The 14,611-nt window shown below is 56.5% G+C and carries 16 protein-coding genes; 12 read left to right on the forward strand and 4 right to left on the reverse strand.

Translation table 11 applies throughout. The annotated features are described in order from the left end of the window. The first annotated feature begins 345 nt into the window (after positions 1–345). The 4 genes from ACZRMS_RS15605 (at position 346) to ACZRMS_RS15620 (ending at position 3,296) form a co-directional block, all read left to right on the forward strand. On the forward strand, positions 346–609 hold the full coding sequence (locus ACZRMS_RS15605) for a DUF2790 domain-containing protein (protein ID WP_048359786.1): 264 nt from the start codon (positions 346–348) through the stop codon (positions 607–609). A gap of 143 nt (positions 610–752) precedes the next feature. Further along, on the forward strand, positions 753–971 hold the full coding sequence (locus ACZRMS_RS15610; RefSeq protein WP_463946120.1) for a heme utilization protein: 219 nt from the start codon (positions 753–755) through the stop codon (positions 969–971). A gap of 502 nt (positions 972–1,473) precedes the next feature. Then, positions 1,474–2,724 carry a ribonucleotide-diphosphate reductase subunit beta gene (locus tag ACZRMS_RS15615; RefSeq protein WP_048359788.1) on the forward strand — a complete coding sequence of 417 codons (1,251 nt, stop codon included), beginning with the start codon at positions 1,474–1,476 and terminating at the stop codon, positions 2,722–2,724. A gap of 254 nt (positions 2,725–2,978) precedes the next feature. After that, complete coding sequence (locus tag ACZRMS_RS15620) at positions 2,979–3,296, forward strand: helix-turn-helix domain-containing protein (protein WP_463995966.1); 318 nt, start codon at positions 2,979–2,981, stop codon at positions 3,294–3,296. Between the two features lie 14 nt (positions 3,297–3,310). Here the strand turns inward: ACZRMS_RS15620 and ACZRMS_RS15625 are convergent, their stop codons facing one another. After that, complete coding sequence (locus tag ACZRMS_RS15625) at positions 3,311–4,342, reverse strand: MBL fold metallo-hydrolase (protein ID WP_463995967.1); 1,032 nt, start codon at positions 4,340–4,342, stop codon at positions 3,311–3,313. Positions 4,343–4,635: 293 nt separating this feature from the next. Here ACZRMS_RS15625 and ACZRMS_RS15630 point away from each other — a divergent pair, with 293 nt between their 5' ends. Both ACZRMS_RS15630 and ACZRMS_RS15635 read left to right on the forward strand, forming a co-directional pair. After that, entirely contained in the window at positions 4,636–5,721 is a 1,086-nt protein-coding gene (locus tag ACZRMS_RS15630) for a diguanylate cyclase (protein WP_463995995.1), read from the forward strand. Between the two features lie 31 nt (positions 5,722–5,752). After that, the gene (locus ACZRMS_RS15635) at positions 5,753–6,292 is read left to right on the forward strand and encodes a DUF1003 domain-containing protein (protein ID WP_463995968.1); all 540 of its coding nucleotides are present in this window, start codon (positions 5,753–5,755) and stop codon (positions 6,290–6,292) included. Here the strand turns inward: ACZRMS_RS15635 and ACZRMS_RS15640 are convergent. Next, entirely contained in the window at positions 6,289–6,612 is a 324-nt protein-coding gene (locus ACZRMS_RS15640; RefSeq protein WP_048359794.1) for a DUF2025 family protein, read from the reverse strand. The genes ACZRMS_RS15635 and ACZRMS_RS15640 overlap by 4 nt on opposite strands. A gap of 224 nt (positions 6,613–6,836) precedes the next feature. Here ACZRMS_RS15640 and ACZRMS_RS15645 point away from each other — a divergent pair, with 224 nt between their 5' ends. From ACZRMS_RS15645 to ACZRMS_RS15665, 5 genes are all read left to right on the forward strand, one after another. Continuing rightward, entirely contained in the window at positions 6,837–7,964 is a 1,128-nt protein-coding gene (locus ACZRMS_RS15645; protein ID WP_463995969.1) for a glycerophosphodiester phosphodiesterase, read from the forward strand. Positions 7,965–8,059: 95 nt separating this feature from the next. Further along, positions 8,060–8,365, forward strand: coding sequence for a PepSY domain-containing protein (locus ACZRMS_RS15650; protein WP_463995970.1), 306 nt, complete (start codon positions 8,060–8,062; stop codon positions 8,363–8,365). 155 nt (positions 8,366–8,520) lie between these two features. After that, positions 8,521–9,729 carry a GAF domain-containing sensor histidine kinase gene (locus ACZRMS_RS15655; RefSeq protein WP_463995971.1) on the forward strand — a complete coding sequence of 403 codons (1,209 nt, stop codon included), beginning with the start codon at positions 8,521–8,523 and terminating at the stop codon, positions 9,727–9,729. A gap of 56 nt (positions 9,730–9,785) precedes the next feature. Continuing rightward, complete coding sequence (gene mddA, locus ACZRMS_RS15660; RefSeq protein WP_463995972.1) at positions 9,786–10,574, forward strand: methanethiol S-methyltransferase; 789 nt, start codon at positions 9,786–9,788, stop codon at positions 10,572–10,574. A gap of 110 nt (positions 10,575–10,684) precedes the next feature. Further along, on the forward strand, positions 10,685–11,191 hold the full coding sequence (locus ACZRMS_RS15665; protein WP_463995973.1) for a GNAT family N-acetyltransferase: 507 nt from the start codon (positions 10,685–10,687) through the stop codon (positions 11,189–11,191). Here the strand turns inward: ACZRMS_RS15665 and ACZRMS_RS15670 are convergent. After that, positions 11,188–11,679, reverse strand: a complete 492-nt coding sequence (locus ACZRMS_RS15670; RefSeq protein ID WP_463995974.1) for a GyrI-like domain-containing protein — start codon at positions 11,677–11,679, stop codon at positions 11,188–11,190. The genes ACZRMS_RS15665 and ACZRMS_RS15670 overlap by 4 nt on opposite strands. A 199-nt stretch (positions 11,680–11,878) precedes the next feature. Between ACZRMS_RS15670 and alaC the strand changes: the two genes are divergently transcribed. Continuing rightward, the gene (gene alaC, locus ACZRMS_RS15675) at positions 11,879–13,087 is read left to right on the forward strand and encodes an alanine transaminase (RefSeq protein WP_463995975.1); all 1,209 of its coding nucleotides are present in this window, start codon (positions 11,879–11,881) and stop codon (positions 13,085–13,087) included. 141 nt (positions 13,088–13,228) lie between these two features. On the opposite strand, the gene ACZRMS_RS15680 is transcribed toward alaC, so the two are convergent. After that, positions 13,229–14,581, reverse strand: coding sequence for a GntP family permease (locus ACZRMS_RS15680; RefSeq protein ID WP_463995976.1), 1,353 nt, complete (start codon positions 14,579–14,581; stop codon positions 13,229–13,231). Positions 14,582–14,611: the final 30 nt, after the last annotated feature.

The following is a 14,611-nucleotide window of genomic DNA, read 5'->3' on the forward strand; positions in this document are numbered from 1 at the left end:
TTCGACGTTGGTAGTAAGAAACACGCAGAAAAACCATGGTTTTTCTGCGCAAGGCTCAAAATCAATGCTTACAGCGATTTACCCTTCGGCTCACATCGGGCAAACGCTGCAAATGAGCCGGGTTTTCGTCGATTGTTGCAAAAAATGCCAACAGTCTTTATCAAAAGTCCCTCTATATGCCGGTGCAGCGCAGGCCTAAAATTCATCTCGCCAACCAAGGCACCGCGATTAACCCAAGTTACAGCCCCCACGAAGGCAAGTTTAGTCGCTCTTCATTACTCAGTTTCACACACGGCCTCATAAGGGCTGTGTGAACCCACTCGACCTAAAACAGGTAATTTTGAAATGAAAGCGTTGTTAGTTCTGGCCCTCAGCAGTGTGTGTTTAACCGCCCTGGCTGATGAAGTGAACACTCAAGTTCCCCGCCAGCAACCTGCCGTTGAACAGTATTCTTATTCTTCCGAACTGGATATCGCCAAAGTGATTTCCATGAGCGAGATCCCCAGCGTCTGTGAGGTCGTGCCGGCTCAAATGGTCTACGAAGACTCCCAGGGCATGCAGCACACCCTTGAATACCGCGTAATGGGCAACGGCTGCTCCAACGGCTGATTGAAGTTCTGCGGTTTATTCCAGCCCTCAATCCTCACACTTGTTTAAGCGATCCAACGCGGCGCTTGACTGCAACTTTCATCGTAACTTGACCGCCCTTGAACAGTTGCCCGCCTGCGCTTATATCGCCCGGGAATCATTAAATGAAACGCTCATTGATAATGGCTTTAAGTTTGTCCGTTCTGGCCAGCGCTGCTTTTGCCGCTGACGGTTATGACCGTACGCATTCGGCGGGTTTTGCCGAAGACGGCTACGACAGCACCCGCTCGGCTGCCTTTGCCGAAGACGGATACGACAGCACCCGCTCGGCTACCTTTGCCGAAGACGGCTACGATCGCACCAACGGCCATCGACTCAGCTGACACCGCATCAACTTGACGCCCGGTTTCGGCCGGGCTTGATCTGCCCCGCACCAAATCCCGCCACATCCCCGCTCACACCGCAGGTCATTTGACGTCCCTGGCCCACGGCAAAAAAACTTCTGCACCGGCAAACCCTCGCTCAGCCGCAGCCCTCCGTAAGTCCAGGACAAATTTAGGGCGTTTCGTCGCATGCCCCGAAAAAAAACTGGCTGAAATACCTTGTGCAAAAGCCGTATACTGCGCCCATCAAAAAGGCTTGATATATCCCCTTGGCGGGCTATAAACCCACGCTGCTACGACCTCAAGGTCCAGAGCGAGTGCAGGTAAAACCTGCCCCTCTGAGCGACAGCGGGACAAGCCCACGAATACATTCATGTTTTTGCGTGAGCACAACGCTACTGCAAGCAACATTTCTTAGATCCAAGTGGCCTATGGCCGTGTAAAAACCAAACCATAAGTGTTTTCACACGGGCCTGGGCCCTCACGCAGGAGACGACACGTCATGCTGAGCTGGGACGAATTCGACAAAGAAGACGAAGGCGAAGTCGCTGTTAAAGGCGCCAACGCTGGCCACGCAACGGAAGCCAACATGGACCGCCTCGACGCCGCCGGCGGTGTTGCCGCACAGGAAGCACGTGCAGTCACGGCTACCGATTCGGCCGCGATCATTCGCGCCAAGGCCGCTCTGGACGACCTCGACGTTGCTGAAGGCCTGGCCGAGCTCGAAGGCGCTTCCGCCCGTGTTGCGGTTGACGAAAAGATGATGATCAACTGCCGTGCCGACCTCAACCAGCTCGTACCGTTCAAGTACGACTGGGCCTGGCAGAAGTATCTGGACGGCTGCGCAAACCACTGGATGCCGCAAGAAGTCAACATGACCGCCGACATCGCCCTCTGGAAAAACCCGGAAGGTCTGACTGACGACGAGCGCCGCATTGTGATGCGCAACCTGGGCTTCTTCTCTACCGCCGACTCCCTGGTTGCCAACAACCTGGTGCTGGCCGTGTACCGCCTGATCACCAACCCCGAGTGCCGCCAGTACATCCTGCGCCAGGCATTCGAAGAGGCGATCCACACTCACGCCTACCAGTACTGCATCGAATCGCTGGCCATGGATGAAGGCGAGATCTTCAACATGTACCACGAGATCCCGTCGGTCGCTAAAAAAGCCACCTGGGGCCTGAAGTACACCCGTTCGATCTCCGATCCGAAGTTCGAAACCGGGACCGTTGAAACCGACAAAGAGCTGCTGCGCAACCTGATCGCCTACTACTGCGTTCTGGAAGGCATCTTCTTCTACTGCGGCTTCACCCAAATCCTGTCGATGGGCCGTCGCAACAAGATGACCGGCGTCGCCGAGCAGTTCCAGTACATCCTGCGCGACGAATCCATGCACCTTAACTTCGGCATCGACGTGATCAACCAGATCAAGATCGAAAACCCGCACCTGTGGGACGCCGAAATGAAGGAAGAAGCTTCGCAGATGATCCTGCAAGGCACCCAGCTGGAAATCGAATACGCACGCGACACCATGCCGCGCGGCGTACTGGGCATGAACGCGGCCATGATGGAGGACTACCTCAAGTTCATCGCCAACCGTCGCCTGTCGCAAATCGGCCTGAAAGAAGAATACCCGGGCACCACTAACCCGTTCCCATGGATGAGCGAAATCATGGACTTGAAGAAAGAGAAAAACTTCTTCGAGACGCGGGTTATTGAATACCAGACCGGCGGTGCGCTGAGCTGGGATTGATCCGTACCCTGGCTACTTGCTGAGTAAAAGGGCTGCCTGAAGGCAGCCCTTTTTTTTGCCCCAAATATTTGAGCCCGCGGCCATCATCGAAATTTTCGACTCATTCCTCTCCCCGTTAAACGCAGCGACAGGGCCGCTGAGCGGCAGATTTCCCCGATCAGCATTTATCAAGAAATGAGTTTGATCCACGCAAAAAAGAACTGTATAAAAACACAGTATATTTTCAAGCACTGACTCAGCCCTGGAGAACGCCCATGCCCAACTCAGCCATGCGCAGTACGTTTGAACGCATCGTGATCAATCAATTTACCCCGCTGCACTGCGCGCAAGCCCGCGAAATGCTCGGCTGGAGCCCGGAACACCTGAGTGAACAATCCGGGGTTTCAGTGCCCGCCATTCAGCGCTTTGAAGCCGCAGAGCCCGTGCGCGACGTCACCAGGCTGGCTCTGGCTTACAGCCTGGAGGCACAAGGTCTGGTGTTCTTCCCTGGCTTTTCTCCTGGCCGCGGCGGCAATGTTCGCGGCACGACCCCTGACCCAATGGGGCGCGACGACTTTGCCCTGATCGAGTAAAAAAACGAGCGCCCTCACTCGCCTTCAGCGGTGTGCACTTCAAGCCACCAGGCACGGCCCTTGTGAGGCTGCTTGAGGTTGAACGCCTCCCCCATTTGAGGCGTGGTGATGAGCACATTGCGTTGCTCGGCCAACGCCACAATGCGGTCAAAGGGTTCGGACCAGGCATGGAAGGCCAAATCAAAGGTGCCGTTGTGAATGGGTAACAACCAGCGCCCGTTCAGGTCGATATGAGCTTGCAGGCTGTGTTCGGGCTGCATGTGCACGTGGGGCCAGTCGACGTTATAGGCCCCCGTTTCCATCAGGGTCAGGTCGAACGGTCCGAACTGCTCACCGATCAACTTGAAGCCGTCGAAGTATCCCGAGTCTCCACTGAAGAAAATTCGCACATCATCAATAATCATCACCCAGGATGCCCAAAGCGTCTGGTTGTGATCAAACAGACCCCGACCGGAAAAGTGCTGGGACGGGGTGGCGACAAAGCGAATGCCATCGAGGTGGGTATCCTGCCACCAGTCCATTTGTTTAACCTTGCCGGCTGGCACACCCCACTTGACAAGCAGATCGCCGACACCCAACGGTGCCAGAAACTGCCGGGTTTTGGCCTCTAACTGCAAGACGGTTTTTTGATCGAGATGGTCGTAGTGGTTATGGGAAAGAATCACGGCTTCCAGGGATGGAAGCTCATCAAGGCTGATGGGAGGTGCATGGAAACGTTTGGGCCCTGCCCACTGGAACGGCGAAGCACGCTCAGCGTAGACCGGGTCGGTCAGCCAGTATTTACCGTTGAGCTTGAGCAGAAGGGTTGAGTGCCCCAACCGGTACACGCTGAAATCCGGCGCGGCGTGCAACTGCTCGCGGGTCAATGACCGGACCGGGACCACACCTGTCGGGCGGGTATTGGCAGGTTTTTGGAAAAGCATCTTCCAGAAAATACCCAATGTCTTCCCAAGACTGGAAGACGGCCTTGCGCCTTCATTTCGAAATGCGCCTTGATAATGCTCAGCGGGTTTAGGGCCCTCTGCACTGCCGGACTCGAGTGCCATGGTTTGAAGACTCCAGTAAAAAACGCGATGACCGCCCAGCTGCGCGCCCCATGAAAAGGAAATTGTCATTCAATAAACATCCGAGCCTGCAGACGCGTGGTTTATTACCGTTATCGCAGACTCATCTTCAGCTTAAGGAGCTAGGCTTGACCTCATGGTTGACTCAGAGAATTGCGGAATATGTGCGATTTTTTCTCGACACTGCCTTTCGGCAAGCTAACACAACCCAACAGTGGGCGGTGCGGCACCCAACAGGGCGCGGCACTGAACCCAAACATCTTGCGCAGATAACCATGGACAATAAAAGAGGCAAAGGGCTGTCGTTCGCCAAGCGTATTTACCTGCCGCGAACCATCGGCCTGGGGGTTGGCTGTTTCAGCGTGATGGCTGCCCTCTACCCGCTCAATATGCCTGTATGGGTGTGGTGCCTGCTGCTGTTAAACGGCTTTGTCTGGCCGCATCTCGCCTTTCAATTATCGACCCGCTCCGCCTTCCCCTATGAGGCCGAGCGCCGCAACATGTTGATGGATTCGCTCTGGGGGGGATTCTGGGCGGCCAGCATGCAGTTCAACCCCCTGCCGACAGTCACCATTCTGTCGATGATGATGATGAATAACGTAGCGGCTGGCGGCCCCAGAATGCTGGTACGCGGTGCGTTGGCACAACTGGCCGGCGCCCTGTTCTCATGGCTGTTACTGGGTATCGCTTTCAACCCGAACACCAGCGCCCTGCAGATCTATGCCTGTCTGCCCATGCTGACGCTCTACCCGTTTGCGGTAGGCATGGTCAGCTATCGCCTGGCGATAAAACTGGCAGAGCATAAACGTGCATTAAGCGCCCTCAGCCGTACCGACAGCCTGACCGGACTGCTCAATCACGGTTCATGGAAAGACCTGCTGCAACTGAGCTTCCATCAGAGCCAGGAAAGCAATAAACCCGCCACTCTGGCGCTGATTGATATCGATCACTTCAAGCAAATCAATGACACCTACGGACATATCATCGGTGACAGCGTATTGCGCCGGCTCAGCAAGGAACTCAAGGACAACTTGCGGGCCCAGGACCTGGCAGGACGATATGGCGGCGATGAGTTCTGCGTCATCTTGCCCAACTGTTCACTGGTCCAGGCCCGGGAAATCATGGAGCGGTTGCGTCAGGTGTTTTGCAACTACCAACACGGCGACGAACCCGAGTCGCAGATAAGCGTAAGCCTGAGCATAGGACTGGCCTCCTGCCGCCCCGAGTTTCAAAATGCCTCCACCTGGCTGAACGAAGCCGATAAAGCTCTGTACGTCGCAAAAAATACTGGCCGTAACAAAATCAGCGTCGGGGCCGCAGACACACTGCCTGAGTCAGTTTTGAGCCCCAGTCCGGAGTAGCCCCTCAAGCACCCGAGATGAGAAAAAAACCATGCCCCCAGAAAAAAAACACACCACAGCCAAAGCACCGTCAAAGAAGGTTGACCACTTGCGCTTTCATCGGGCCTACGAACATTTGGCACCGACCTTCGGCAGTGACCGTTTCGCCTTGCAGGCAGAAGCCTTCGCCCGTTTTTTTGGCACACCTGCATTTCTCGGTGCACAAACACTCATCGTGGTGATCTGGATCTGTTTGAACCTGTTTGGCGTGACGCACTTTGATATTTACCCGTTCATCCTGCTTAACCTCGCCTTCAGCTTGCAAGCGGCCTATGCCGCACCGCTGATCCTGCTCGCGCAAACGCGTCAGGCCGCCCGCGACAAAGCCCAGTCCGATGCGGACGCCCAACACCGTGAAGCACTGGCCGTGGCCAACGCCGAACGGCAAGCCGCCGCAGCTCAAACCACAGAGCAAATCATGGCGCTGCTGGAGCAAAACACCCGGCTGACCGAAATGACCAAGCAACTGACCGAGCGGATCGAAAGCCTGACTACTGAGATGCACCAGCATTTTGTCCGCAAAGCGCCCTAGTTGACGCAGCGACGCACAGCCGAAATTTCAGGCACGTCCTGACGCCGCATATACACACGCAAGGGTTCGGTAATGTTCAGGCGGTCATCGATATTTTGATCCAGCAGTAACTGGATCAACTCACGTTTGAGGGTCATGGTGTCTGCGGCACCGGCCTGCCAGACAAACTCGCTGGTGGGCGTGATGTTGTCGTCAGCAACATCCATCCCGAAAGAGTCTTCACTAAAACGAACAATGTGCTGGCCTGTCTTACGATTGAAACCAACAAAGCCGTTAAGTAGGTCGGCGGCCTGGCAGATGAGTTGCGAAGTGATGCGCATGGTAAACCTCACTGACGAGCCCAAAGGCTCTGGAACAATGGTTTACACGCAAGATTTAACGCTTGTCCCTCTGCCGGGGACGTTGGTGTCGCCAGAGTACTGCACATCTGCACGAAAGATCGCTAAAAAAGTGCGATGCACGCCCACGCCGGGTTCCCGATAGCCTGCGAGGGGGCCGATTGCCAACAAACACTCTCTACGTCTAATCGAAAGGAATTCAACCAATGCCTGACACCTTTGGCAAAAGCGTTTTGCTGTTGAGCCTGCTTCTGGGCATGAGCAGCGCACAGGCCACCAGCGAGACGAACACCGCCGAGGCGAAACTGGCCAACGCCCATGGCATCCCGCACCCGGCAGTCATTGCCCATCGCGGTGCATCCTTCGACGCCCCGGAGTCAACGGCAGCCGCCTACACCCTCGCCCGGGACCTGGGCGCCGACTATCTGGAAATGGACCTGCAACGCAGCAAGGACGGAGTTCTGTTTGCCCTGCACGACAACAGCCTGTTGCGCACCACCGACGTGGCCAAAAAATTCCCGGACCGCAAGGACAGCCCCGCCAGCGCCTTCACCCTGGCAGAGCTGAAAACCCTGGATGCCGGCAGCTGGTTCAACCAGGCGTACCCGGATCGTGCGCGGCCGTCCTACGTTGGGCTGCCGATTCTGACCCTGGATGAAATCATCGACATCGCCCAGGCCAACCCGCAGCACAAACCCGGCCTGTACATCGAAACCAAAGAACCCAAGCAATTTCCCGGCATCGAACACGACCTGAAGAACAAACTGAACGAACGCGGCTGGCTTGAGCCTGTGGCCGGGCTGAACGGACAGCCGCAGACTGGCCAGGGCAAAGGCCGGGTCGTCTTGCAGACCTTTGAGAAAAACAGCCTTGGGCTGCTGCAAAAAGAAATGCCCGACACGCCGAAAATCCTGCTGTTGTGGGTCGGTGAAGACGCTATAACGCCCAATAGTCCCCTCAGCTTTGCCGACTCGGGCGAGAAGGACAAAGCCACCTACTACGCCAGGCTTCAGCCCAAGGACAAGGCCGCGTTCATGCAATGGATCGACTTTGCAAAGGCCAGCGGCGCCATGGGTACAGGCCCTTCGGCAGCCTTGACCGACGGCGGCGACCAGAGCTATTTCGACCTGATCCAGCCATGGATGAACAAGGCCACCCACGACAAGGGCATGCTGGTGCACGTCTATACCCTGGACGAACCGGCGGACTTCAAGAAGGCTATGGAGGCTGGCGTCGACGGCATTTTCACTAACCGCGCCAGCGAACTGCTCAAGTACTACCAGCGCCCGGCGTCACAAACAGTCCCCCAACTGCTGGAACACAACGGTTATTAATGAGTGTGCGGAGCACAGGGCGAAAATTAAGGATGAATTAAGTTGCGACGGTTAATCTAGCCCCACTTAAACAGATCAACCCCAAGGGACTAAACATGAAAGCACTTAATCTTGTATTCGCCACTGTTGCCCTGACACTGACTGCTGGCCTGGCCCAGGCTGATGTTCGCCCTGACCATATTCCAGACCTGCTCAAATCAGGTGAAATCACTTCATTTGAAAAGTTGAATCAAGCCGCGCTGGCCAAGCACCCTGGCGCAACCATTCTCGACACCGAGCTTGATCACTCCTACGGCAAACTGGTTTATGAAGTTGAATTGCGTGACACCAAAGGCATTAAGTGGGATGTCGATCTCGACGCTAAAACTGCCGAAGTCCTGCAAAACAAACAAGACACTTAAGTAAGTAGATTTAATTAAAAGGCCGCACCACTCACCCTGAGTGGCGCGGCCTTTTCATATGGACGCTCGGCTGAATAGCTTATACATGACATATGAAGTCGTGCTACCCACAATGGTTGTGGCTAGAATCAGCTTTTTGAACCAGAGCACATCCCATGGGCCATAGCGCGGCTGACGATATCGCAACAATTAACCGGATCAGTGCAGTGCCCGCCATCTTGCGGGTCATCGCTGAAATGACCGGGATGCGCTTTGCCGCCGTTGCCCGTGTTACCCAGACAACCTGGACCGCCTGCGCGGTGCTCGACAATCTTGGCTTTGGTTTGCAAGCAGGTGGGGAGCTGGACCTGGTCAGTACCCTGTGCTTTGAAACCATGAGTTCGCATCTGCCGATCATCATCGACGAAGCCAGCACAGACCCGCTCTACGAGCATCATCACACGCCAAAACTGTACCGATTCGAGAGCTACATCACTATTCCGGTGTTTCGCACCGACGGCAGTTTCTTCGGCACCCTGTGTGCTCTGGACCCCGAGCCTGCAAGGCTCAAGGGCAGCACCATACAGACCACCATGGAGTCCTTTGCCCGCCTGCTTTCGCTGCAGATCGAGGCGGAAGAAAACCTGCAACGCACAGAGTCCGAGCTGGTACAGGAGCGCGAAAATGCGGAGCTGCGCGAACAATTCATCGCAGTGATCGGCCATGATCTGCGCAACCCGTTATTCGCCATCAACACCGCGGCTGAACGCTTGTTACGCAAGCATCCCAACCCGCCAACCGATACGCTGGTGCAACACATTCTGAGCTGCGGCCAACGCGCCTCGCAGCTGGTTGAGGACGTTCTGGACTTTGCCCGAGGCCGGCTTGGCAATGGCATCCCCCTGACACTTCAGGTGTGCACCGACCTCGATCAGGTATTCAGGCACGTCATCTCAGAAGTACAAAGCGTGCATCCCGACCGTGTGATCCAGACCCGGATCGGGCCACTTGACGGCATTCGATGCGACAGCGGCCGCCTGGCGCAGCTGCTCTCCAATCTGCTGGCCAATGCAATCACTCACGGCTCGTCCACAGGCGCGGTGCACGTCGCCGCCATGATCCGCGACAAGGTATTTACCCTCTCCGTCACCAATCAGGGCACGCCCATTCCTGCCGACCAGCTTGAGCACTTGTTCAAACCCTATTCCCGCCCCGCCAGCAACACCCCGCAAGCCGGCCTTGGCCTTGGGTTGTACATTGCCGACCAGATCGCCCTCTCCCACGGCGGCCGTATCGAAGCGGCTTCGGATGAACAGCACGGCACGGTCTTTACCTTCAGTTTTTCCCTGCCTGCGAATGCTGGTGATTTTCCACATCAGGGCTAAGGTAATCGCTACAACCGCTTGCCTTGCGGTTATGCCATGTTCGAAAGGAGTCGATCATGCACACCGGAACCGACCCGAAAGTTCGCCCGCCCAGCCGCGCCGCCAAACTCGCGGGGCTGCTGTACAGCCTGTTCAGTTACCTGTTTTTCCTTCTGACCCTGCTGTACCTGATCGGTTTCATAGGTAACGTCGGCGTTCCCAAAACCATTGACTCAGACTCAGGGGCCCCCTGGCCTCTGGCACTGCTGGTGGATGTGTCGCTGATTACCCTGTTTGCCGTTCAACACAGTGTCATGGCCCGTAAAAGCTTCAAATCCTGGTGGGTGCAATTTGTTCCGCCCCCCATTGAGCGCGCAACCTACGTGCTGGTTTCCAGCGTGGTGCTGGTAGTGATGTTCTGGCTGTGGCAACCGATTGATTTGCGCGTCTGGCAGGTTGAGTCGCGACTCGGTAGCGCCGTGCTAACCACCCTGTTCTGGCTGGGATGGGGCTTGATCCTGGTGGCGACCTTTCTGATCAGTCACTTTGAACTGTTCGGGGTCAAGCAGGCTCTTGATACCCTGCACCCGACCAAACCTGTAGATGGCTCGTTCAGAACACCCATGCTCTACAAAGTCGTGCGTCATCCCATGTACATGGGCTTTTTGATCTCTTTCTGGGCCACGCCCGAGATGACCGTCGGGCACCTGGTGTTCGCACTGACGAGCACGATCTACATCCTGATCGGCTCGCAACTGGAAGAGAAAGATCTGGTCGAGATTTTTGGCGAAAAATACCGGAATTATCAAAAAAACGTCGGCATGTTGCTGCCTTCTCTGCGCCGTAACCCGGGTTCCGAGGACTGAGAGTCGGATAAATCTGTATTTGGGGCCCTGATGGGTAGAAACTGACGCGCTGCTCAAGCGGCCACTGACCCCATCAGTGGCTCCCCATTGCGCCCCGACAGAATCTCGACATGAACACCCGCCTATGCGCGTATGAAGACCTGACACCCAGCCAATGCCAGCAACTGCGCGAGATTCGGGTGCAACCTGAGCAAATTGTTTTTTGCGGCAACATCGAGTCGGCCTTGCACTCTCTGCCGGCCCAACCGCACCCCGGGATAAAAGGGCTGGCACTGCTCAGCGATGAACAGCCAGTGGCCTTTCTTCTGCTTAAGCGTCAGCCGCTGCTGGCCCATTGGGCCGCAGCCGACAGCGCCACCTTGCATGCGTTTCAGGTCGACAGCCGGGTTCAAGGCCAGGGGCTGGGCAAAACCTGCCTGCGCGAACTTCCCCGGGCCATTGAGCAGTTCTGGCCCGAGATTCGTCAGGTGATGCTGTCAGTGAGCCCGTTCAACGCCAGTGCCCTGGCGTTTTACCTGAGCCAGGGCTGGGTCGAACAAGGCGAAGCCTATCGGGGCGAACGGCGGCTGGTACTGACACTCTCGTCCTCGCCGCTACCCCGCTTGCAGGCAGGCTAAGCGGTTTTTTTAACCGGCAGCCAGATCTCCAGCAACCCTGTGCCGGTGTCCGGGTTGAAGTCTGCGCTGTAACGCTCGAACTCAGGCGCATCAACCGATTCGTACCCTGATTGGGGCAACCAGTCGTTCCAGATCGCCTGAAAGGTCTGTGACAGCGTGTCCAGTGTCCCCTGATGCTCGAAGACCGCGTAAGCCTGCTCTTGCAGCTCAATCCAGCGATAGCGTTCAGGCAGGTCGTCAAGTTTGCTGATGGCCACGCCGGCGATGTACTCAAAGCCGCCTTCCCCATCCGGATTACAGCAAACACCGTAGGTTTCCTCGCCAATCTGACTCGGCACCTTGCCGATCTCGGGGATGAATTTCTCCCACAGCAACGGAATCTGACTGCAGGTCTCCTGAGTGAAACGGCCACCCAAACCCGCGATCAGTTGAAACGAACCTTTGGCAAATCGCGGAGCTGGCAGTTCGAACTTTTTTGTTTGTTCCATAAGTCATGCTCGATGGAGTAAGTAGGAAACCAGGCTTTTTAGTATAGGTACAAAAACACACCGGGGTCGTCCCTGTACAAAAATAGCCGCTGGCGACCTCTAGACAAAAGGCCATCACCGCCCGTATTGTTTCGCCCAGACCACCGCAGTGGTCAACGTCGCTCGGACGGTTCCGGGCGCTTACGTACCAGAGGCACACATGGCAGACCAAGGTTCGCCGCGCCGCTTTGCGCGCATAGATCGACTCCCCCCTTACGTTTTCAATATCACTGCTGAGCTGAAGATGGCCGCCCGACGTCGCGGCGAAGACATCATCGACTTCAGCATGGGCAACCCTGACGGCCCGACCCCACCCCATATCGTCGAAAAACTCTGCACCGTCGCACAGCGTGAGGACACTCACGGCTACTCGACTTCCCGTGGCATTCCACGGCTGCGCAGAGCCATTTCACGCTGGTATGCCGACCGTTACAACGTTGAAATCGATCCCGAGCACGAAGCCATTGTCACCATCGGCTCCAAGGAAGGCCTGGCGCACTTGATGCTGGCTACCCTGGATCAGGGCGATACCGTACTGGTGCCCAACCCCAGCTACCCGATCCACATTTATGGTGCCGTGATTGCCGGCGCCCAGGTGCGTTCGGTACCGCTGATTCCGGGCGTGGACTTTTTTGCCGAGCTGGAAAAAGCCATTCGCGGCTCGATCCCCAAGCCAAAAATGATGATCCTGGGCTTTCCGTCCAACCCCACAGCGCAATGCGTCGAGCTGGATTTCTTCGAGCGCGTGGTGGCCCTGGCCAAGCAATATGATGTGCTGGTGGTGCACGATCTGGCCTACGCCGATATCGTCTATGACGGCTGGAAAGCGCCTTCCATCATGCAAGTCCCGGGCGCCAAGGACATTGCGGTGGAGTTCTTCACCCTGTCCAAAAGCTACAACATGGCAGGCTGGCGTATCGGCTTTATGGTGGGTAATGCGGAATTGGTCAACGCCTTGGCGCGGATCAAGAGCTACCACGACTATGGCACTTTCACACCGCTGCAAGTGGCCGCAATTGCCGCCCTTGAAGGCGACCAGCAGTGCGTCAAGGATATTGCCGAGCAGTACCGTCAACGCCGCAATGTCCTGGTCAAGGGGCTGCACGAACTGGGATGGATGGTCGAGAACCCCAAGGCTTCGATGTATGTCTGGGCCAAGATCCCCGAGGCTTACGCACACCTGGGCTCACTGGAATTCGCCAAAAAGCTGCTGGCGGATGCCAAGGTCTGTGTGTCGCCAGGCGTAGGGTTTGGTGAGTATGGTGACGATCATGTGCGCTTTGCCCTGATTGAAAACCAGGACCGCATTCGTCAGGCACTACGTGGGATTCGCGCCATGTTCCGGGCAGATGGCTTGAGCGCGAGCTAAAGCCCGGCGCAAACCAAACCTGTAGATACTCTATGTGGGAGCGAGCCTGCTCGCGAAAGACCTTCGCGAGCAGGCTCGCTCCCACATTGGCAGTTTTCCTGTAGCCGCTGCCGCAGGCTGCGACTACAAAACGTTAATGGCTTAAACCACCAGCGACAACAGCAGAATAAAGATCAAACCTACAATCGACAGGATGGTTTCCATCGCGGTCCAGGTTTTGAAGGTTTCAGCCACGGTCATGTTGAAGTACTGCTTCACCAGCCAGAAACCCGCATCGTTAACGTGAGACAGAATCAACGAACCAGCACCCGTCGCCAGCACCAGCAGCTCGCGGTTCACGCCCGGAATCATGTCTACCACCGGCAACACAATCCCCGCACCGGTAATTGTTGCTACGGTCGCAGAACCGGTCGCGATACGAATCACCGCAGCCACCAGCCAGGCCAGCAGGATCGGCGAGATCTGTGCATTCACCGCCATGTGGCCAATCACGTCACCCACACCACTGGCCACCAGCATTTGCTTGAAGCCACCGCCAGCACCAATGATCAGGATGATTGCTGCGGTCGGAGCCAGGCTCGCGTCGAGCAACTTGAGGATGCGCTTGGAGTCGATACCCTGCTTGTAGCCAAAGGTGTACAGCGCCAACAACAGGGCCAGCAACAGGGCACTGATCGGGTGACCGATCATGTCCATCCAGACACGGAAGAAGTTGCCTTCCGGCAGCGCCACGTCCGCAAATGTTTTGAGCAACATCAGGAACACCGGCAACAGCACGGTGATCAAGGTGATGGAGAAACTCGGCAGCGTGCTCGACTCAGGCTCGCTCGCCAGTTGATCCATCAACTCCTGGGAAGCATGGCCGGGGATGTACTTGGAGATGAAAGTGCCGTAAATCGGGCCGGCGATGATTGCAGTCGGCAATGCGACGATCAGGCCGTACAAAATGGTTTTGCCGATATCAGCGCCAAATACGCCAATGGCCAGCAGTGGGCCCGGGTGCGGCGGCACCAGCCCGTGAACGGCCGACAAGCCAGCGAGCAGCGGGATGCCGATCTTGATGATCGATACGCCGGTGCGGCGCGCAACGATGAATACCAGCGGGATCAGCAATACAAAGCCGATCTCGAAAAACAGCGGAATACCTACCAGGAACGCGGCGAACATCATTGCCCACTGCACACGCTCCTTGCCGAAGGCACGAATCAATGTGCGCGCAATTTGATCGGCGCCACCGGAGTCGGCCATCATTTTGCCAAGCATGGTGCCCAATGCCAGGATAATCCCGACGAAACCCAGCACCCCGCCAAAACCGTCCTGGAACGATTTGATGATCAGGTTGGCCGGCATGCCCGCCGTCAGGCCCAGGAACGCAGACGCGATAATCAGGGCAATGAACGGGTGCAGCTTGAAACGGGTGATCAGCACGATCAGCCCGATAATGGTCACCACTGCATCAAGCAGTAGGAAGGTGTTGTGGGACATGCCTAGCATGGGGCGTCTCCTGCCTTATTTTTATCAAGT

It is taken from the genome of Pseudomonas sp. B424 (genome assembly GCF_055408345.1).